The organism is Lysinibacillus sp. NPDC097868, from assembly GCF_044761135.1.
Lineage (GTDB): Bacteria > Bacillota > Bacilli > Bacillales_A > Planococcaceae > Lysinibacillus.
On sequence record NZ_JBIWBS010000001.1, the window covers coordinates 602179 to 624118 of the forward strand.

Consider the following 21940-nt stretch of genomic DNA (forward strand, 5'->3'; position numbering starts at 1 on the left):
GACTATGTCCGATTTAGTTGTATATAATGGAATAAAGTTAAAGTGTGAAGGTGATATATTTGGACGACATAGTCATAACAGGATATGGCATTAAAGCTCCTGGAATTTTAGATAAATTTAGCTTTTTAAATGTATTAGAAAAAGGTATTTGTACTCAGGGCATTTTAAACTATGCTCATCAGCCTCACACTAATATCGTAGCGGGTTTGATTGAAGATAGCTTCTTGGAGATAAATGGGGTAAGTTATCATCGCCATCCGCGTTCTATAAGAATGGCAATTGCCGCTGCATTGGATGCATCTGAAATGTCAAATTTAAATGATTTTAAACCACATCGAATTGCAGTAATTATGGGAACATCCGCTGGAGCAATTCTTGAAATCGAAAAATACGCTACAGATGCTTTTGATTTAAGAAAATTTCCGATTCATGGTGTTTCCTTAGTTGATACGCACACACTTTCTAGCTCTGTTGCCGAAGCAATCGGTTCGTGTGGTTCTGCATTTACATTAACAACAGGCTGTAGTGCTAGTTTAGATGCTATATTAATAGGGAAACAGCTATTGGAGTCTGGAAGTGTTGATGCTTGTATTGTAGGAGGAACAGAGGCTCCATTAGGCCAATGGACAATTAATGGCTTTAAAAAAATAAGGTCACTCTCTACAGAGAGTTCTATCGAAAAAGCTGGTGTACCGTTTTCAACTCAGCATCGTGGCTTTGTTTTATCCGAGGGAGCTGGGGTAATGGTTTTAGAGCGTAGACAATCAGCAATTACAAGAGGACAGAAGATATATGGAAAAGTTGAACGTGTTGTTTCAAGAAATGAAGGGCAAAAACTATTAACCTCTGATATTACTGGTAGACATATGCTGGACGTTTTTCAAGAAACAGTCGGAGATACTATACCAAGCTATATAAACAGTCAGGCGTTAGGTATAGAGTTAAATGATCAGATAGAACGTTCTACTCTGAAAGAAACATTTGGCTCTAAAGTGCCTATTACTTCGATTAAAGGAATGATAGGTCACACATTTGGTGCAATGGGTGCAATGCAAATTATTGCATCTTTATTATCTATGGAATACGGGTTTATACCTCCAACGATTAAAACATCAGGTCATGGGTTTGAAGACATACCTATTGTTTATGAAACTAGACATCAAGCGGTAGAGTCTGTATGTATAACTACTCATGGGAGTAGCGGGAATAATGCTTGTCTATTACTGACACATACATAGGAGGCTCTTTATATGTTTTTTATATTTTTAATTTTATTATCTTTTATTCCCGTTTGTGTTGGGATTACGATTTTAGTGTTATTCAAAAAAAATAAACTTTCTAAAATTATTTTTTTATTCCTTCTTTTAGCCTCATTTTGGCACATAGATGTTTCGTTTTTGTACGCGTATCGACTGTTTACCGAAGAAACTATAATGTTCTTTTTCAAGCTTTTTCGATTTGGGTCAATCATGGTCACACCAACGATTTTTTATATTGGTTATACCATTGTTCAAGAAATACTCCCTAATGAGTATCAAAAAAAGTGGCGCTATCTTGTTAATCGTACGACCGTTTTTATATCTTACGCATTTGCTTTTCTTGGTTACATAATCGGTTGGAGTTCAAAAGGGATTAGTAAATTAGAACTTATTAAAATGGATACTAGTATATTTTATTTTCCAGTGGATGGCGAGCTCTCATGGATTTTTAATTTTAATGTACTTCTTTTTATAGTATGTATCATTATTAGTTTGTTGATTAGTTTAGATGTACAAAATAAAAGTGAACGTTCGTTTTTGTTATATTTTAATATTTTCACGGCCATTGGGTTTGCCATTGGCTACTTAAATATGTTTCCTAGTTCAAGATTGTATCCAAGCTCGATTGCTGTTTTAGTCTTTGCAATTTCTATATTAATTCTTTCGAGTCGCATGCATCTTGAAATCGTAAACAATATGAATAAAAAGCTATATGAGCAAAAGCAGTTTTTATTTAGGGTCATTGATTTAAATCCTAACTACATTTATGCGCAAGATGAAAATGGTCGTTATACTTTGATGAATAAATCCTATGCGCAGTTAATGGGCATGAGCTTTCAAGATATGATTGGGAAAACAGACACTGATTTACTAATCGATTTGTCTGATGAGGAAGAGAGCCTCAATCAAGAGGAAGGTATGTTCAATCTACCCGAAAAACATTTTATAAAAGAGGAAGCTATTACAGCCGCATCGGGAGAAGTCGTATGGGTACAAACTGTCAAAGTACCAATTCATTTACATGAAAGTTCTACGTTACTAGCTGTATCAACTGATATTACCGAACGCAAGCAGTATGAAGATGAAATTAAATTCCAAGCAAATCATGATGCCTTAACGGGGTTACCGAATAGAAGAATGTTCAATGATGATTTAATTGCCCTGTTAGAAAAAGCTAAAGCGGAGGGTAGTCAAAATGCAATATTGTTCTTCGATTTAGATCGTTTTAAATATATCAATGATACACTGGGGCATGATGTAGGAGATTTATTATTAGTAGAAGTATCCAGACGTATTGAAATGCTACTAGAAGAAAAACATAACAGGGCCAATATTTATCGACTTGGTGGAGATGAATTTACAATCTTATTACCTTATTATGATGCCACTGAAAGTGAGGCATTTGCTAAAGACTTATTAGCACAATTTATTACAGGCTTTTGGATTGATGGTAGTGAGTATTTCATTACACCGAGTATTGGCATTAGTACGTTCCCAAATGATGGCTATGATGCTAATACATTAATTAAGCATGCAGATACAGCCATGTACTATGTAAAAGAAAGAGGGAAAAATAACTATCAATTATTCACTTCAGAAATGCAACAACATTTCTATAGAAAAATGATGATTGAAAAACAATTACGAACAGCTCTCGATAATGAGGAATTTGAACTTTATTATCAGCCTATTATGGATGTGAAAACGAATGAAATCATCGGTATGGAATCTTTAATCAGATGGAACAATGAAGTGCTTGGACAAGTTACCCCAGATGAATTCATTTCCATTATGGAAGAGACTGGAATGATTATTCCTATCGGTAAATGGGTGTTAAATACGGCAATTGCACAAACTGCTCGTTGGCATCGTGAAACAAATAAGCGATTAAAAATAAGTATAAATGTCTCAGTGAAGCAGTTACTCGAATCAACATTTGTAGATAGTGTGCAACTTGCAATAGAGAATGCAGCATTTGATGCGACTTATGTTGTATTAGAGATAACGGAAAGTATCGCAATGTATGCTGAGTCGATGATTGAAAAATTATGTGCTTTAAAAAAACTAGGTATAAGTCTATCAATGGATGATTTCGGAACAGGGTATTCATCACTTAGTTATTTAAATAAATATCCACTGGATTCCTTGAAAATTGATAAATCATTTGTTATTGGTATGAATCAAGATGATGAGAACAAAGCACTCGTAAAAACTATTATAGCGATAGCCCAACAACTCGATTTGAAAGTGATAGCAGAAGGCGTAGAAGGTAAAGAAGAATATCACTTCTTGGCTGAGATTGGCTGTGATTATGCTCAAGGGTACTTGATTAGCCGTCCACTCCCAGTTACAGAATTTAAAGGAAAATGGCTTATAGACACTGACGTCTCGCATAAATAGTATGTTCATTTAATTGATAAAGAAAAAATTGGTAGCGAGGCTTTCTCTTCATGAGGAAGCCTTTGCTTGTGGGCAAAAGTAATGGAGCATTTATCCTTCTCGGATGGCTTGTACAATTCTTTTGGTCTTTCGTGCCTCGCTTTATACAAAAGACTTCATGACAAGGATATTTGACGCTTTGTATTGTTCCTGATTCGATAGTATAAATATGATACTATTGAAAAAGTTGGAGATTAGAAGGGAGAGATAGTTGATATGAAAAAGTGGATTGTTTTATTTACTTTAATAATGTGTGTAAGCTTTCAATCAAATACTGAAGCTAAAGTCATATGGGATGGAGCGGAGATTACAAAAGGACAAACGGGTAAATTAACATTTTCAAAAGACGTGAAAATATATAAAAAAAATGACGACGGAACGTTTATTTCGCTCGTTGTGAAAAAAGGGGAGTTTTATCGCGTATATGGCCATGAGTATTCGACTGTTGGCAAAGTTTATAATATGAGTGGTGGCTATCGTGTACAAGCAACGGATTTAGTTATTTATAAGGAAGTTCCGTTAGCTATCCAACAACAAGTATCAGGTGTGAAGTTTACTGTAGGTACGCCTGTTTTTGCTAATTCTGCAAAAGGCGTGTCCATTAAAGAAGCCCCGAATAGTACAGCAAAAACTATTTTGCATACACCTTATGGGGCTGTTTTTAAAGTGGTCGAGCTAAGCGGTGATTATGTGAAAGTAGAATACAATCCAAGATCTGATACGACAATCGATTATGTATGGGGATATGTACCTCAAGACTATGTGTCAAACTTACCTGAAGGAACAATCCAATATGTGAAACAAATTGTTGATTTATCCGTTCGTCCTGGATGGCAAAGCCAGTCATTAAAACCTGGTACATCAGTTGCGGTCTATTTCACAACAGCAGATGGTCGGGCATATGTGTCTTCTAATAAACTATATGGGTATCTGCCAGTCAGTGCTTTGTCAAAGACTCCAATCGTAGATAAGGAACTGCAGGCATTAGCGGAACCGTTGAGCTTATTATTTGATGCAACTAAAAAAATTTCCTTATCGGAAACAGCACCATATTACTATTTAACAGAGTTTTCACCGACTTCTAGTAATCGTTGGCAAGGGATAATGCAACTAGTAAATGATGACGAAATTAACGGAGGCCAACAAATAGAAGGTTCACTTAGCTACACACTCGTTAATAAGAAGCTAACTTATCATCTAGAAAGCGAACTCCATGATCAAAAAATTATGATTCAGTTCCCGCTAAAAGTAAATGATCTAATTTATGTCAATGGCCAACCGCAAAAGGTTACAAAAATTTATGAGCAACTGGCATTAAATATAAGAGGTAGTGATGAGTCATTTAAAAATGTAGTAATAGCTGGAGATTATATAATTGCTAAAGGATTAGTCAAGGGAAGTTACGATTATTGGGTGCAATCTTAAGTACGAAGTGGAAGAGGAGTGAAGATAATAAAATGATATATCGATTTTTATTAATAATAGCTATAGTAATCTTTATACTCAATTTATTTGTCCTTCCTACATTTTTTGCTATAGAACCAGCAGATACGGGTACTTTTATCGGATTAATAATCATGTTAGTTATTATTAATCATCTATTAAAAGGTAAGATTAAAAATTAATTTTTTTAAAATATACCGCGTGCAGCTCATTTGAATGGACATGTGTTGCACGATTTTTTCATGTTTCAGCTATTTGATTGCATCAAATGTCTATTTTATGTATTTAAATTGAAAAAAATGTTCAAAAAAAACAAAAAGATGCACTCATTGACCAAAATAGTGGTACAGTTAGTAAGTATATTTTAATAGTGAGTAGGAGACAAAACATGATTGAAATTAAAACATCTCCATTAAGCAATGGAGAATTCAATAGAGGGGTATTTGCTACATGTGATATCCAAAAAGGAGCGCTTTTACACGAAGCACCGGTTATTTCGTATCCAAATGAACAGCATCAACACATTGAGCAAACATTGCTTGCTGATTATGCATTTGAATATGGAATAGGTCGATCCGCTCTCCTTCTTGGCTATGGCATGTTGTTTAATCATTCTTATGAACCGAATGCGACATATGAGATTAATTTTAGAAACCAAACATTTGATTTCTTTGCCTACAAAGATATCAAAGCGGGAGAAGAAATATTAATCAATTATAATGGCGATGTCGATAATCAAGATCAACTATGGTTTAACGAGGAATAAAAAAGAATTAAAAGCTAGACAGCCCCGTACAAGTAACTTGTATGGGGCATTTTTTGATGCCATACGGAGTAAAGAAAACATAATAATAAAGAAAAAATAAAAACATTTTATATTAGTGGTAGACAAATGAGATTTTGTATTATATAATAAATGTAATAACATCGTTTGCGAAGAACAATGAATTCACATGTTACAAAGAGTAATCGTGGTTTATTCGGTACTTTTTGTAATATGTGAATTTTTTTCTTTTGAGGAAATCGGATATTATTAAATACAATTAATGGAGGTCATTTAAATGACACAACAAGGTACAGTAAAATGGTTTAACGCAGAAAAAGGTTTTGGTTTCATCGAAGTAGAAGGCGGAAACGACGTATTCGCTCACTTCTCAGCTATCCAAGGTGAAGGTTTCAAATCACTTGACGAAGGTCAAAAAGTTGAATTCTCAGTAGAAGACGGCCAACGTGGTCCTCAAGCTACAAACATCGTAAAACTTTAATTTTTATTAAGCTAACGATACACAATGTAGGCAAACTCAAAGAAATTTGAGTTTGCCTACATTTTTTTTTGAATGAATTTATGTAGTAGCCTTTGATACGTCACTGTATATACTACTTAAATGTCCCTCTAAAGCGTCTAGAATGCGTGTAAAGTAACAGAACCTTATATGTGGAAACATACCTTCTATTATGGAGATAATGCGCCTTATAAGCTTGTTAAGAAGCTTATGAACGATTTGTAAACCTAACTTTGTATTTCGTTGCTGTTAAAAAGTGCTTGAGTTTGTATTGGACTTCCGTTATATTAAAAGGGACTAAAAGGTATCTTTTTTGGAGGTGCACATGAAAAAAGGTGAAATAACAAGGCTTAATATTATTCGAAAATCTGCTACGATTTTTAACAAAAAGGGTTACATGACAACGACGATGAGCGACATTATTCAAGAAACTAATATTCAAAAAGGGGGGATATATCGACACTTTAAGGATAAAGAGCAACTGATGCTCGAATCTTTTCAGTTCTCAACCGAAACAATGAAAAACCATCTAATGGCAAGTGTTGCGCAACACGATCATGCAACGGATAAATTACTTGCATTTGTGGAGGGCTTTTTACAATTAAGTGAAGGAGAACCGATCGTAGGAGGGTGCCCTATTTTTAACGCAGCAACCGAAATGGATGATCTAGAAGGAAGTGCGTTGCTACCCTCGATTACAGAAGCAATGGATATGATGGTCATGTGGTTGGTAAAAATAATAAAGGATGGTATGAGACATCAGCAGTTGAAGCAAACGATACAGCCATATGAAACAGCAATATTTATTGTGTCGACACTTGAAGGTGGACTTGTTTTAGATAGATTAAAAAAGGATGAGCATTTAACGGAGGTCTTAATAAATCATTTAAGGCAATATATTTCAATGATAGCTTTAGAGCGGCAATAAAGCCGTCTTTTTTATAAATAAAAAGAGACTATTTGGTATCTTTTTGGAGGGGTTAGAATGAGCTATTTATTATTCTTTGCTTTCTTCGTTCTTATTTTATTTTTGAGAAGCTATATCATTTTGCATATCTTTGCACCAAAACGAAAAAAGGATAAAAAATATCCGCAATCAACTTTTGAAAATATCAAAATTAAGATGGAAATAGGAACTGTCAAAGGTTGGCTTATTAGAAGTGATAAGGGGAAGGGATGTTTTCTACTGATTCACGGGTGGGGCTCTAATAAGTCTGATATGTTGCGATATGTAGATCCAATAGTAGCTAACGGCTATGACATTGTAATGATAGATGTACTTGGTCACGGGCAAAGTGACTCCGTGCAAAAACAAGTAAGTATCGAATCGTTTGTCCAATCGATAACATCAACGATTGATTATGTGACAGAAAGGCCGGATATCAATTGTAAGTCTATTTATGTTTTAGGGCATTCGATGGGAGGAATAGCAGCAAGTATTGTAAATGCCCAAGATTCGAGAATACAAGCTCTTATCACGGATTCAATGCCTACATCACTAAAAAGTATTAGCAATTCAATGGCGGAAAAAGTAACACTACCTTATATGCCAATTGGTTGGCTATTTGTCAGTTGGTTTTTATTAAGAGGAGGTGTTTTTTTAAAAGCTAGAAAAGAATGGCGTCTAGAAAAAATATTAAAAAACCAACAGTCACCGTCTCTTGCTATCCACTCAATACATGATAAAAAAGTACCCGTTTCAAATGCGGAAGTTTTAAAAAATGCCAGCAACTTTAAACAAGTAATTAAAGTGGAAACTAAGGGTCACCATAATTGTGTGAAAGATCCATTTTTTTGGAATTACGTTTTTCAATTTATAGAGAGTAATAAGGGGGATATAGTAAATGAAGAATATTGATACACTCGTGATTGGTGCAGGTCCTGGAGGGTATGTGGCGGCTATTCGTGCTACTCAAATGGGGCAAAACGTAACCGTTATAGAGAGAGAGTTTTTAGGAGGAGTATGCTCGAATGTCGGTTGCATTCCATCTAAAGTATTGATTTCTGTAAGTCATCGCTTTGAGCAAGCAAAGCATTCAGAGGATATGGGGATAGTTGTCCAAGAAGTAAAACTAGACTGGACAAAAGTACAAGAGTTCAAAAAGGGAATCGTTTCTAAATTAGTAGGCGGCGTTGAAAGTCTGCTAAAAGGCAACAAAATCGACATAGTGAAGGGGCAGGCATACTTTGTAGATAAAAATACAGTACGCGTCATCAAGGGGGATAGTACAGAAACTTACACATTTAACAATGTGATTATCGCAACAGGTTCTCGTCCAGTTGAAATTCCAACTTTTAAATTCTCTGACCGTGTCCTAAACTCTACTGGCGCACTTTCTTTACAAGAAGTACCTGGTAAATTAGTTGTGATCGGCGGAGGCTATATCGGAACAGAACTAGGCTCAGCTTATGCAAACCTAGGTTCACAAGTAACGATTATCGAAGGCGGCAAAGACATTTTAGCTGGTTTCGAAAAACAAATGACACAAATCGTGAAAAAAGGCCTTAAAAAGAAGGGCGTTGAAATTGAAGTAAACGCATCTGCAAAAGGCGTTGAAGAAACAGAAAACGGCGTAGTTGTAACATATGAAGTTGGCGGAGAAGAGAAAAAAGTCGAAGCTGATTATGTATTAGTAACAGTTGGTCGTCGTCCAAACACAGATGAAATGGGTCTTGAAGGTGTTGGAATTGAATTCGGCGAACGTGGTCTAATTAATGTTGACAAACAATGCCGTACAAACATTCCAAACATCTATGCAATTGGTGACATCGTAGCGGGTCCACAGCTTGCACACAAAGCTTCTTATGAAGGTAAAGTTGCTGCTGAAGCAATCGCTGGCGAGAAATCAATCGTAGATTATTTAGCTGTTCCTGCTGTATGCTTCACTGATCCAGAAATGGCGACAGTGGGCTATAACGAAGATCAAGCTAAAGCTGAAGGCATTGAATTTACTGCAGCGAAATTCCCATTCGCAGTTAATGGTCGTGCGCTTGCTCTGAATCAAACAGAAGGCTTTGTGAAGCTCGTTGCGCGTAAAGAAGATAACATATTAATTGGTGCTCACATCGTAGGTGCTGGGGCTTCTGATATGATCGCTGAACTGACGCTTGCAATTGAAACGGGTATGACAGCAGAAGATGTTGCATGCACGATACACGCTCACCCAACATTAGGAGAAATGACAATGGAGGCAGCTGAAGTAATAATAGGAAGACCAATTCATATACTAAAAGCCTGATAAATGAATATAGGAGCTATTAAGGAGAGCCTGTTTTGAGCACTTTGTTCAAAATAGGTTTTATCATATGTTCGGAATTAAATGAACGAGCGACAAAGTAATTCAAATCATGTCGTATAAGTTGTTTGTATTTTGTCACTTTAGGATAGACTGAAATCAAGAGTAAAGGAGGGCATGCAATTGTTACAAATTGAATCTAATATTGTCGGAAAAGAAATTAGCTTTGGCTATTTACGTGATCAAATCGAGAGGCATGGTTTTACGATTGGAGGCAATTGGGAGTATCACAAAGGTAGCTTTGATACGATTTTATCAAGCGATGGAGGCGAAACAATCTATTTGCGCGTACCGTTTATCGTAACACAGGGTGAACTAGATTTTTATGATGCACAAATCCGCTTTCAAAACCCTTTTGTTATTAAACATGTCACAAATGTAGGGTTAGATTATGATGAAGGATCATTGCTTGATGCTACGGGTGCTAGTCAATTCCAAACACCGCTTGATAAAGATGGTCATATACATGATAAAAGCAAATGGATACAAGTTGGTGAAAAGGTAGTAGCTGATAAAGTTCTTCCATATTTTCACTAGCCTTTACACCAAACATTATTACGTTAGTCACACTTTTAATAAGTAGTGGCTTTTATTATGCTTAAAACTTTAACAATATTAAAAATACGATAGCAGCCTGCAGTCATGCGTAAGGGAAGAAACCTTGCTATAGCATGCCTTCGTTGTTATAGAGAGCATGATTTTGATAGAGATTATCAATTCCACCTATATAATACGGCATTCTAGTGCTGGCTATATCAATAGGTGCCCATTCAATGTGAGATATTTCATCAGGTAACGTTATTTCTTCTACACCTTCTACTATTTGTGCTTCAAAAGTGAAAAATAATGCATGATGATCCCTAACAATAAATTTTGCCTCATTAACTGCGAGTAACTTTCCTATTTCAACAATATAGCCTGTTTCTTCTTTGACTTCACGGATTGTCGCTTCAAATAGTGTCTCATCTGCCTCAACTTTCCCACCTGGAAGCGACCAATGACCTTCGTGATTATGAACCATAAGTATTTGATTCTCGAGATTTTTAATTAAAGCATAGACGACTTTTACTTCCTCCATGTCTCTCTCCTTTTAATATCATTTTTTAGTTAAATATGTACATAATAGTTTAATGGTATTTAAATGGAAAGTAAACATTCATTAACTAGTAACATAGGAAGTTGGTATTTTGAAGAAAACTTCAAGAAAAGAGGGAAAGCGATTGAAGAAAAAAATTTACTTTTTGTTTTTCATCATGATTTTGATGACTGGGTGTTCCACAAGTACAAAACAACAGCCTACGAAGCATAGGCAGGAGAATGTTACAGATAGTCTAGAACAAAGCAATATGAACTTAGAAATAGTAGCGGATAATTTAGATATACCATGGGCAATCGAAAAATATAAAAATATGTTTTACGTTACGGAGAGAACAGGGCATATTGTGAAAATAAAAGAGGGAGAGGTGGAGAGACAACGAGTCAATTTGAAAAAAGAGCTAGCGACAGCTGCTGAAGCAGGACTACTAGGGTTTGTCCTTGCACCAGATTTTGCTGATTCTAAACTTGCATATGCTTATTATACGTATGTGGATGGAGATAAACAGTTTAATCGCATTGTGACACTTCAACAAAAGGGAGATGTTTGGCATGAAGAGCATTTGCTCCTTGATCGTATAGTAAGTGGTACCTTCCATCATGGGGGGAGGCTTAAAATTGGGCCGGACGGCAAGCTTTATGCTACTGTAGGGGATGCGTTGCAATCGTCTGTAGCGCAAGACCCATCTGCGTTAGAAGGGAAAATTTTACGCATTCATTTAGATGGAACTGTTCCCTCTGATAATCCATTTCCAAACTCATTTGTTTATAGTTATGGACACCGTAATCCACAAGGGTTGACGTGGTCGTTAGATGGCACATTATTCGCAAGTGAGCATGGCAACAGTGCCAATGATGAAATAAACAAAATCGAAGCAGGGCAAAACTATGGTTGGCCAATCATAGAAGGGTATGAGACACGACAACGGATGAAAGCACCGTTATTTACATCAGGAAGTAGTACAACTTGGGCTCCCTCGGGCATCGGTTATTATGACAATAAATTGTACGTAGCTGCATTAAGAGGAGCGACTGTTTTGGAATTTAATCTTGAAACGAACAATGAAAGGAAAATAATATCGGGGCTTGGGAGAATTCGAGATATACTCGTGGACGAGCAATATCTTTATTTTGTTAGCAATAATACCGATGGACGTGGGAATCCATTAAATAATGACGATAAACTATATCGAATACCATTATGATATAATGATTTTGAAAACTTTGAATTGGTTGGAAAAGATGAGGAGGGTAATGATGACTACGAATTATAAGACAATCGCTGTAGCGATAGATTTTTCAGAGCAGTCGTTGAAAGCCTATGAGCGAGCAGTAAAATTGGCAATAGAGTATGGGGCAACATTACAATTAGTGAATGTCATTGACACGAAGTCGTTCGGGGCTGTTACGGCATATGACTTGAAGTATGCTGAGAAATTGAAAGAAGAGAATTTTATTAAAATAGAGAAGTTACGAAAAGAAGCTCAAACAGCAGGTGTAATAGAAGTATTAGTTAATGTGGAAACAGGTTCACCGAAAAGCATTCTTACACAACTTCCGGCTGTAGACTTACTTGTATGTGGTGCAACGGGGTTAAATCAATTAGAAAAGATGGTACTCGGCTCAGTAGCGGAGCGTATCGTCCGATTAGCATCATGTGATGTGTTGATTGTTCGCTAATTCAGATAAAAATAAACATATAATACTAGAAAGCTAGTAAGAATTAATTTTTGACAAGCGGAAGCCAATCTTTGAGATTTCGATGGTTGGCTTTTTTTGCTAGATTTAAATAAAAAGGCCGAGAAAATGAAGTCATTTTCTCGGCTCTTTTTATTAGTAACCCCAGATCATTGCGAATAATGTACCAAGGATTGTCACAACAGCTACGAACACTGAATATAAAATTGTTGTATATAATGTTTTTTTATCTTCAGATTCACCGATGTGCATGAATAATACTAATTGAACAGTTGCTTGTGCAAGTGCAGTCACTAATAGAATAGCAAATGCCATATTGTAAGACATATCAAATTTCACAACTGCTAAAGCGATAATAGTTAGTAATAGTGAGAAGCCGAAGCCCATCACATGTTGTTTTGGGAATAGTTCCTTCATCAGCTAATCAGTCCTTTCAAGTAGACGAAGCTGAAGATGAAAATCCAAACAACGTCTAGGAAGTGCCAGTACAGTGAGAAGATAAACGCTTTGTTAGCCGTTTGTGGGTTTAAGCCACGTCTTGCTACTTGGATTAAAATTGCAACGCCCCAGAAGAAACCAAATGTTACGTGGGCACCGTGCGTACCAAGTAAAGTCATTAATGAAGATAAAAATGCACTTGTTGTAATTGTTGCACCTTCATGAACATAAGTGACGAACTCATCAATCTCAATACCTAAGAAGCCAAGACCTAAAATAAGTGTAATGATGAAGAATGTCATCATTGCTTTTTTATTACCAAGACGCATAGCATGTACGCCAAGACCGATTGTAAAACTACTTGCTAGTAGTAAAAATGTTTCTAATAATACTGGTGTTAACTCGAAAATCTCAGCACCATCTGGGCCGCTACCTGTACGAGTGTGGAGCGTAAAATAGACAGCAAAGAGTGTAGCGAATAACATGATTTCGGCTCCAAGGAAGATCCAGAAACCAAAAATCTTTAAGCGGTTTTCCTCTGTACTATATTCTAATGGAAGTGAAGAATCGATTTTCATATTATTTATCACCTCTCAAACTTTTTTCAGTTTCCATAATTTCTTCAACTGAAATGTAACGACCATGATCATTTTCAAATGAACGATGAGCCATAAAGCCAAATACAGCAAGCATGCTGATGATGGCTGGAATCCATAGACTAAATACAGCAAAGAATGCTGCTAGGAATAAGAATCCACTTGTCCAGAAAGGAGTACCTGTGTTGTTAGGCATGTGGATTTTTTCAATTTTACCTGCAGTAATATCGCGACCTTCTTTTTTCGCGAACCAGAATTCGTCTAAACGTGACACATTTGGTACTACTGCAAAGTTGTATTCAGGAACTGGAGAATGAGTAGCCCATTCTAATGAACGACCATCCCAAACATCTGCTTTCTCGTTACGAGGCATATGTTTCCAGCTGTAGTAAATGTTATAACAGATTAACGCAAAGCCTACTGCAAGTCCAAGTGCACCGACGAACGATAGCATGTTTAATGGACCGTAACCAGTTGAAGCTGAGTATGTGTACATACGACGAGCATAACCATCTAAACCTAAGATGAATAGTGGGAAGAACGTTACATTGAAGCTGATAGCGATGAACCAGAAACCAGCTTTCCCTAATTTTTCGTTTAAACGGAAACCGAACATTTTTGGCCACCAGAAATGGTAACCTGCAAGTACACCAAATACTGTACCTGGAATTAAAACATAGTGGAAGTGGGCAACTAAGAACATCGTATTATGATATTGATAGTCGGCACTTGCCATTGCTAGCATTACACCTGTAACCCCACCAATTGTGAAGATTGGGATAAAGCCAAGTGCATAAAGCATTGGGGTAGTGAATTGAATCTTACCGTGCCTCATTGTGAGCAACCAGTTGAACATTTTAACCCCGGTTGGAACAGCAATCGCCATTGTTGTAATAGAGAATACACTGTTTACCATAACGCCGTGACCCATTGTATAGAAATGGTGGGCCCATACTAAGAATGATAGTAATGAAATGACAACCATACTCATTACCATTGATTTATAACCGTATAAGTTTTTACGTGCAAATGTTGCAATAACTTCTGAGAAAATACCGAACGCTGGTAGGATAACGATGTAAACTTCAGGATGTCCCCAAACCCAGAATAGGTTGGCCCAAAGCATATCCATACCGCCGTCTGTCATTGCAAAGAATTTTGTACCGAATTGACGGTCTAACATCATTAATGCAAGTGCTACAGTTAACACTGGGAACGCAAATACGATAATAACGTTTGTAATTAAAATTGACCAAGAGAACATTGGCATTTTCATTAATGTCATACCAGGAGCACGCATTTTAAAGATCGTTGTGATAAAGTTCACACCCGTCAATAGCGTACCAATCCCAGATAATTGTAGTGCTAATGAATAGTAGTTGTTCCCTACAGTTGGACTAAAATCAGTACTTGCTAATGGGAAGTAAGCTGTCCAACCTGCATCTGGTGAACCACCAATAATGAATGATAGGTTCAGCAAGCCACAACCTGCTGCGAATGCCCAGAAGCTGACTGCATTAAGACGTGGGAATGCAACGTCACGTGCCCCGATTTGTAATGGAATAACAATGTTCATTAAACCGATAACAAATGGCATCGCCATAAATAAAATCATGATTAAACCATGTGTAGTGAAAATCTCGTTATAGTGTTGTGCATCAAGAAGTCCGTTATCAGGAACGGCTGTTTGTGCACGCATTAAAAGTGCGTCGATACCACCGCGGAATAGCATTAAAAGTGCTACGGCGATATACATAATACCGATCTTTTTATGGTCGACTGTTGATAGCCAGTTTTTATAGAAGTAGCCCCATTTTTTAAAATAAGTAAGGCCTGCTACGACAACAACTGCACCAACTACGATACTGATAGCTGCCGCTAAAATCATCGGTTCTTGCAGTGGATGGAATAATTCTTCCATACTCATAGGATGCGCTCCTTTCAAATTTGAAAATTAGTGTGAATGTGTTGATTCGGCATCAGTGTTTGAATGGTCCATATCTTCATGATTCATGTCTTCGTCAGACATGTCCATGTCACTATGGTCCATACCCCCCATATCCATATCACCATGTGCCATTGGTGCTGGGCTGAAATCTAAGTGAGTAGATGAGTAGCTTGAACGACCTACGTGTTCAGCTGCTAATAATTCATTGAATTTCTCTTCAGTTAATGGTTTTTCGTTCGCTTTTACATCAGAAACCCATTGATCGAAGTCTGCTTGTGTCATAGATTGTGCTTCGAATTCCATTTCCGCAAATCCACGACCGTTAAAGTTTGAGTTACGACCCATGAAAGAGCCAACCTCATCAGCTGCAAGGTGAATAGTTGTTAACATGTCACTCATCGCATATTTTTGACCAGCTAACTGTGGAATCCAGAAACTTGTGATTGGTCCGAATGAATACAATTTGAACTCAATTGGACGATCAGTTGGAATGTTTACATAGTTCACAGTCTCAATACCCTCTTCTGGATAGCTGAAATGCCATTTCCAGTTTGAAGATGCTGCATAAATAACAAGTGGTTCTTTATTGTCATAACCTTCTGGTGTTGTTTCTACCGTACTAGTTGATTTAACTGTAACAATTGCTAGGAATGCTACGATAATAATAGGAATAACTGTCCACGTAATTTCAAGTACGTGACTACCTTCTTCATGAGGTGGCTCATAATCGGCAGATGCTTTTGATGCGCGGTATTTTGTTAGCATAAACGCAAAAAGCACATACACGACTAGTAAAATAACTGCCATTGTAATAATGGATAAAATAATTGTGTTTGATAATGTTTGAGCATTCGGTCCTTTTGGATTGAAAACTGTTAATGGTTCACAACCAGACAGGATTGCGATAGCGCCAAATGCTAAAAACATTAAGCTTAATTTTTTATTCATGTTTGACTCCTTTCTATAAAACGGCTATTCATAAATTTCATGTGTAGTAGTATTGATTCACATTTATAAATAGTGGGTATTGAGGTCACCTCTTTTATCTGATGTACCAACCAAGTACAGTTGCATTTACAATGACAATGGCATGGTTCAATATGAAACATAATGTCTTGTAATTGATTGGTCTGGTGCAAGCGTTCGCATACATGATGATTTATGCACCATAAATTGGACAAAATTTTAATGTCGATGGTCACATCATGTCTTTGTTTGCATATAGGATTATACGCCCGCTTCACTAAAAAAAAAAATAATTAATTATAAATATGATAATGAAAGGGGGGTGAATATGAACATTTTTTGAACAAAAAAAGCTATTTCGCTATTGGTATTTTTAGGTTTTGTTAATTAAGCACTGTATAAACGTTGAAAATACTGAGTTTATCGTATTTAACTAAGTAAATAAATTATTTGTGAAAAATCCTATTTCACATTTTAGACGACGTTTTGTAATAAAGTCCTTGTCATGCCTCTGTTTTTAATTCTTTTTAGTTGCGTTTTTTTAAAAAAAGGAGTATACGAAAAGACGGTTTTCTGTAGAATAAAGGATAAATTTTCTATGTAAGGAATGATTAGAGAGGGGATATTGGAACAATGATAAAATTATGTTAACATAATTAAGCGCTTTCGATATTTAACAGAAATTAGTATATCAATATTAGTGGTTCGTAAAAAAGAACATCCAATGTGATTTGGATGCTCTCTCATTAGTTAAGAACCGAGCTTCAGCCACTTTGCTACTTGGATATACAGTGTATTTTGAAGTTTAGGTGCTTGATTATTCATTTTTAAAGCGAAATACAATGTCTTCATCGCGTTTAATGTGCAAGTACGTCCACTAAAAAAGCTTTCATTATAACCTTGCGTTACTAAATGCATTTCGAACTTATCAAAAGATTGCTCTACCCATTCCGATAAGGCTTCTTCAGAATAGTCCCTTGCTAATAATGCCTCAATGATATTTACAAAGCGTTCTTCCTCATCGTTTACATAGACAACATCTTTCCAAGTTGCCAATTTCAGTGCGTGTAAGATGGATGGTGCATATTGCAAGTCAAACTTAGGATGTTTAATTGTCATGGCAGCTAAATCGGCCCCATGTGCAATGCTGTGTGCCCAACCTTTACCTTCGACGTGACCTCTTGTATCCTTTTCAAGTAACAAATAACGACCGATTTTTTTAAAGAAAGATTGTAAGCTTGTCTCATTTAAAATAAGGAGTTCACTATCTTTTGCAAGAATGCCAGCTACAAGTAACGCTGAAAAGGAGCGTGTGAATACACTATCTTCCTTTTGTTCCCCAATTTTTGCATATAAGTAATCTTCACCTATTGCTGTATCGAACAAATATTGGAGTTGCTGTGAGTTTAGTAAGTTATCACTGAGCAGGTCGATAAATGTTCGATATATAAGGTGATCGCGTAGCTTTTCATCAGTTGAACCGATGTGCGTTAACATTTCCTTCAATAGCCAATCGCCTTCTTTTTCAAAAAACGCTTGTCTTGCTGTAAGTGTCATTGAAGAAAATGTTTGTAATGCTTCTTTTATATCCATGATAATTGCCTCCAATAATAAATCTATTTTTTTATTATACCTTCTTTACTAAAGAAATTTGTCAGATGTAATTTTTTTAATGGTTACTTTCGCAATAGGAATACCGGAATCTATCGAAAGCTGATATGATTATAGCGCAACGAATGAAGGATTGGTGTTTGATTCATGACAAAAAGACATACTTTTCCAGTATGCCTCAGACATAAGAATAGATTGGGCTAGTCGGTTTCAAAAGCATCATCTACATAAAAGGTTTTTGTTTAGCTTCCTATAATATAACAGCAGACTTTATGCCGAGCGGCCATTCGATAATTGTGTTTTGATTCGTTTTTAATTCAACAAGAATACTTGCATTTTTGATAGCATCTAAAAGCCACTCACTATAATAGAGCGTAGGGTTGGAATGCTGTAAAATGCGCTTCATATCTTTTGTGTCAATATGCAGAATCTTATAATTGCATTCAATGTGCACACTTTGGGGAATAATATAAAGAGACTCCTGATGATGCCCAATTGAGATGGAACCGGGTATAGTCCCTTGAATACTCGAGATATGTGTCGTTGCTTCTTTCGTAAACGTATTAATTTTTGTACGCGTAAAAAATTCGAAGTCAATTGAATAATCTTGTAGCGGACCGTGTGCTGTTGTAATCGATATAACTTTAATTGATAGTGCCTCGAAAGCGGGGGAGATGCGACTATCGAATTCAATGATTGTATCCATTAATGGCATGTATTACACTCCTTGTGAACAACTTGTTTTCGTCTAGCTGACAATGACTATGGTTGAAGCGCTTTCTATCAATAAGGTGAATTATGTTAGGTATTATTAATTATAATTCAATTCATTACAAAATATGAATATAAATCCAATTATTTTTGTTAAAAATAAACAATTGGGAACTAGTGAGCTAAAGAGGTGAGAAAAATGACAAAGCAAAAGCGCCATGTTATTAAACATGACAATATTGTTGTTTTTCCTGGTGCAACCCAAACGTTAATTCGTGAGGGCCATATGTATGTGGGAAAATATCAATATGAAGAGGCTGTCGCATGTTTTGAAAAGGCATTTTTATATGACCAAGGAGATGAAAAAGCCTTAAGTGCCTATGCGTATGCTTTATATGAGCTGAAACTATATGTAAAGGCTAAAGAAGTATGTGAGCAATTGCTAGCTATGGGCACTTCTTTGTATGTTGAAGTGATGGAGCTATACATTACAATTTGCATGCAGTTAAAGGAATATCATCAAGTTGAATCTATAATAACTACGTTAATAGAGGAAAACGTTCTTCCGGAAGCACAGCTAGAAAAATTTGAACGCTTAAAAAGTATAAATAGTGAAGTCGCTAAAAAACTTCAACAACGAGAAGATGTACAAGAACTGATAGAAGCGCAAGAATATGAATTAGGGAAATTTACCGCACTTACACCGAATGAACAATCGTTGGGATTGCATCGGCTAATGGATACGAATGTACGGCAGTTAAAAATGCCGTTAAAGGCTATTATCGAATGTTCAGATATCCATCCATTTGTGCAGAGTCTTGCACTTATTTTGCTAGTAGAGCAAGAAGTATCAATTGAAGTTACTGTTACGAAATTTGAGCAAACAAAAACTATTAATCCGATTGATCTTGCGTTACCTAATCAATTACAGCAGTATGGTGAAATAAAAAAAATTATAGAATCTAAATTAGAACAAGACCCATCAACATTAGAAATGGTACAATATTTAATGGCTAAGCACGCAATAGTTACGTATCCATTTGAATGGCATCCGTTTGGAGCGGATGATATTGCATATAGTTATATTGATTTTGTAAAAGCGATGCTTGGTAAGGTGCAGGAAATGGACTATGAAATCATCGACTTTTTACAAATGTTAGAAAAACTAACAGAACTCCATGAAGTATGAAATAAGTTGAAACTATGCGCATCTATGATATACTAAAATGGTTGTCAAAATCGTAGTTACGAATAAATTGTCTAACATTTAAACTTGATTCAACCGAAATCCCCTACTTAACAAGTAGGTGGATGAATGTCAAAGGTTTTTACTATTTAGTAGGGGATTAAACCTTTAACTAAATGCAAAGTCTTTGATACAAGTTGCGGATTTACAAAAATTATCGAGAAATCGAAATCCGAACACAATTACGTCATACGTAATTGAAACTAGATTATTTTGGAGGTATTTATACATGTCAGCAAAATGGGAAAAACAAGAAGGAAATATCGGTACTCTTACAATCGAAGTACCAGCTACTGAAGTAGATGCAGCGATGGACCAAGCGTTCAAAAAAGTTGTGAAACAAATTAACGTACCAGGTTTCCGTAAAGGTAAAATGCCTCGTAAAATGTTTGAACAACGCTTTGGAATTGAATCTTTATATCAAGATGCATTAGAAATCATTGTTCCAGATTCTTATGCAAAAGCAATTGACGAAGCTGGTATTATGCCAGTTGATTACCCAGAAATTTCTGGTACAGAAAACTTCGTTCATGGTCAAGACTTCTCATTCACTGCTCAAGTAACAGTGAAACCAGAACCAAAACTTGGCGACTACAAAGGCTTAGAAGTTACGAAACTTCCAGTTGAAGTAACAGATGAAGAAGTTGAAGCTCAAATTCAAGAACAATTAGCACGTAAAGCTGAACTTGAAATTAAAGAAGATGAAGCTATCGTAGAAGGCGACACAGCGGTAATTGACTTTGAAGGTTTCGTAGGCGAAGAAGCTTTCGAAGGCGGAAAAGGTGAAGACTACCCATTAGAAATCGGTTCAGGTTCATTCATTCCTGGATTTGAAGAGCAATTAGTAGGCGTGAAAGCTGGCGAAGAGAAAGACGTTACTGTAACTTTCCCAGAAGAATATCACGCTGCTGAACTAGCTGGTAAAGAAGCTACTTTCAAAGTAACTGTTAAAGAAGTGAAAACAAAAGTACTTCCTGAGCTAAACGATGAGTTTGCAAAAGAATTAGATCCTGAAGTTGAAGGCGTAGAAGCATTACGTGCAAAAATTCAAGAACAAACTGCTTCTCAAAAACAAGCAGAATCAGACGCTACACTTCGCGACGAATTAGTAGAAAAAGCTGCTGACAATGCAGAATTCGAAGTACCAGCTGGCATGGTTAACTCTGAAACAGATCGTATGCTACAAGAGTTTGGCCAACGCTTACAAACACAAGGTATGAACTTAGACCTTTACTACCAATTCTCTGGTCAATCAGAAGAAGATTTACGCGGTCAAATGAAAGAAGAAGCTGAAAGCCGTGTACGTGTTTCATTAACTCTTGAAGCAATCGCTGATGCAGAGAAAATTGAAGCTACTGAAGCTGATATTGAAGCTGAATTAGAAAAAATGGCTGCTCAATTCAATATGACAAAAGAACAAATTACTGGCGCTCTAGGCGGTACTGCTGTTCTTGAAAATGACATTAAAATCCAAAAAACAGTTGAATTTTTAGTGGAAAACGCTAAAATTACTGAATAAGATTTTTTACGTAACTAGATAGAAAAATTAAGAAGACAAGGTACGGCGCTAAACCGTGCCTTGTTTTATCACACATAGCTTTTTAGTTTAGGCTAAAGGGGCCCCAACCTCTCAAGGTCAAGGACGACAAAAAGTAAGTCTGATTTTTACTAACTGTTATACTTTTGGAGGCCACTTTAGTTAATATACTTATACATAGTATTGTTGTTTAACTTTTTACACGATGCTAAATTTTAACTTCATTGTAGTAGAGCCGAAAAGTAGCAGTAATTATAGCGCCCCCATTATAATGGAAGAAGAGCGCACATAGGTTTTACGAGTGAGGGAACTAAACCTTGAAGGAATGAAGTTAAACAATCAATCAGTGGTCATGGGTTATCTGAATGATCGCA

The 21940-nt window shown here is 36.3% G+C and carries 20 protein-coding genes; 13 read left to right on the forward strand and 7 right to left on the reverse strand.

Features of this window, described 5'->3' with window-relative positions:
* Positions 1–59 precede the first annotated feature (59 nt).
* From ACIQXJ_RS02800 to ACIQXJ_RS02840, 9 genes are all read left to right on the forward strand, one after another.
* Entirely contained in the window at positions 60–1238 is a 1179-nt protein-coding gene (locus ACIQXJ_RS02800) for a beta-ketoacyl synthase N-terminal-like domain-containing protein (protein WP_403049389.1), read from the forward strand.
* Positions 1239–1250: 12 nt separating this feature from the next.
* Positions 1251–3659, forward strand: coding sequence for a putative bifunctional diguanylate cyclase/phosphodiesterase (locus ACIQXJ_RS02805; RefSeq protein ID WP_403049392.1), 2409 nt, complete (start codon positions 1251–1253; stop codon positions 3657–3659).
* Between the two features lie 255 nt (positions 3660–3914).
* A complete protein-coding gene (locus tag ACIQXJ_RS02810; RefSeq protein ID WP_403049394.1) occupies positions 3915–5123 on the forward strand; it encodes a hypothetical protein in 1209 nt (402 codons plus the stop codon).
* Between the two features lie 406 nt (positions 5124–5529).
* Positions 5530–5907 (forward strand): SET domain-containing protein, encoded by a 378-nt coding sequence (locus tag ACIQXJ_RS02815; protein ID WP_403049397.1) that lies wholly within the window; start codon positions 5530–5532, stop codon positions 5905–5907.
* A gap of 295 nt (positions 5908–6202) precedes the next feature.
* The gene (locus ACIQXJ_RS02820) at positions 6203–6406 is read left to right on the forward strand and encodes a cold-shock protein (RefSeq protein WP_038187584.1); all 204 of its coding nucleotides are present in this window, start codon (positions 6203–6205) and stop codon (positions 6404–6406) included.
* A gap of 343 nt (positions 6407–6749) precedes the next feature.
* Positions 6750–7352 carry a TetR/AcrR family transcriptional regulator gene (locus ACIQXJ_RS02825; RefSeq protein ID WP_403049400.1) on the forward strand — a complete coding sequence of 201 codons (603 nt, stop codon included), beginning with the start codon at positions 6750–6752 and terminating at the stop codon, positions 7350–7352.
* Between the two features lie 57 nt (positions 7353–7409).
* Positions 7410–8282, forward strand: coding sequence for an alpha/beta hydrolase (locus tag ACIQXJ_RS02830; protein WP_403049403.1), 873 nt, complete (start codon positions 7410–7412; stop codon positions 8280–8282).
* A complete protein-coding gene (gene lpdA, locus ACIQXJ_RS02835) occupies positions 8269–9663 on the forward strand; it encodes a dihydrolipoyl dehydrogenase (protein WP_403049406.1) in 1395 nt (464 codons plus the stop codon). Before ACIQXJ_RS02830 ends, lpdA begins: the two co-directional genes overlap by 14 nt.
* 180 nt (positions 9664–9843) lie before the next feature.
* Positions 9844–10257: a YugN family protein gene (locus ACIQXJ_RS02840; protein ID WP_340823280.1), complete on the forward strand. Its 414-nt coding sequence runs from the start codon at positions 9844–9846 to the stop codon at positions 10255–10257.
* Positions 10258–10384: 127 nt separating this feature from the next.
* On the opposite strand, the gene ACIQXJ_RS02845 is transcribed toward ACIQXJ_RS02840, so the two are convergent.
* A complete protein-coding gene (locus ACIQXJ_RS02845; RefSeq protein ID WP_403049409.1) occupies positions 10385–10798 on the reverse strand; it encodes an NUDIX hydrolase in 414 nt (137 codons plus the stop codon).
* 142 nt (positions 10799–10940) lie between these two features.
* On the opposite strand from ACIQXJ_RS02845, the gene ACIQXJ_RS02850 reads away from it, so the two are divergent.
* Positions 10941–12020 (forward strand): PQQ-dependent sugar dehydrogenase, encoded by a 1080-nt coding sequence (locus tag ACIQXJ_RS02850; RefSeq protein ID WP_403049412.1) that lies wholly within the window; start codon positions 10941–10943, stop codon positions 12018–12020.
* 52 nt (positions 12021–12072) lie between these two features.
* On the forward strand, positions 12073–12495 hold the full coding sequence (locus ACIQXJ_RS02855) for a universal stress protein (RefSeq protein ID WP_403049415.1): 423 nt from the start codon (positions 12073–12075) through the stop codon (positions 12493–12495).
* A gap of 153 nt (positions 12496–12648) precedes the next feature.
* Here ACIQXJ_RS02855 and qoxD read toward each other — a convergent pair whose 3' ends face one another.
* The 6 genes from qoxD to ACIQXJ_RS02885 all read right to left on the reverse strand — a co-directional run bounded on the left by qoxD (position 12649) and on the right by ACIQXJ_RS02885 (position 18787).
* Positions 12649–12930 carry a cytochrome aa3 quinol oxidase subunit IV gene (qoxD, locus tag ACIQXJ_RS02860; protein ID WP_069508640.1) on the reverse strand — a complete coding sequence of 94 codons (282 nt, stop codon included), beginning with the start codon at positions 12928–12930 and terminating at the stop codon, positions 12649–12651.
* Entirely contained in the window at positions 12930–13529 is a 600-nt protein-coding gene (qoxC, locus tag ACIQXJ_RS02865) for a cytochrome aa3 quinol oxidase subunit III (protein WP_401009302.1), read from the reverse strand. The genes qoxD and qoxC overlap by 1 nt, the downstream gene beginning before the upstream one ends.
* Before the next feature lies 1 nt (position 13530).
* Positions 13531–15474, reverse strand: a complete 1944-nt coding sequence (qoxB, locus tag ACIQXJ_RS02870; protein ID WP_401009301.1) for a cytochrome aa3 quinol oxidase subunit I — start codon at positions 15472–15474, stop codon at positions 13531–13533.
* Between the two features lie 27 nt (positions 15475–15501).
* Positions 15502–16443, reverse strand: coding sequence for a cytochrome aa3 quinol oxidase subunit II (qoxA, locus tag ACIQXJ_RS02875; protein WP_403049419.1), 942 nt, complete (start codon positions 16441–16443; stop codon positions 15502–15504).
* Positions 16444–17211: 768 nt separating this feature from the next.
* A complete protein-coding gene (locus ACIQXJ_RS02880) occupies positions 17212–18054 on the reverse strand; it encodes a DUF2785 domain-containing protein (protein ID WP_403049422.1) in 843 nt (280 codons plus the stop codon).
* Between the two features lie 268 nt (positions 18055–18322).
* Positions 18323–18787: a hypothetical protein gene (locus ACIQXJ_RS02885; protein ID WP_403049425.1), complete on the reverse strand. Its 465-nt coding sequence runs from the start codon at positions 18785–18787 to the stop codon at positions 18323–18325.
* A gap of 195 nt (positions 18788–18982) precedes the next feature.
* Here ACIQXJ_RS02885 and ACIQXJ_RS02890 point away from each other — a divergent pair, with 195 nt between their 5' ends.
* Positions 18983–19972 carry a DUF3196 family protein gene (locus tag ACIQXJ_RS02890; RefSeq protein ID WP_403049428.1) on the forward strand — a complete coding sequence of 330 codons (990 nt, stop codon included), beginning with the start codon at positions 18983–18985 and terminating at the stop codon, positions 19970–19972.
* Positions 19973–20258: 286 nt separating this feature from the next.
* Positions 20259–21548 (forward strand): trigger factor, encoded by a 1290-nt coding sequence (tig, locus tag ACIQXJ_RS02895; RefSeq protein WP_403049431.1) that lies wholly within the window; start codon positions 20259–20261, stop codon positions 21546–21548.
* Positions 21549–21940 lie beyond the last annotated feature (392 nt).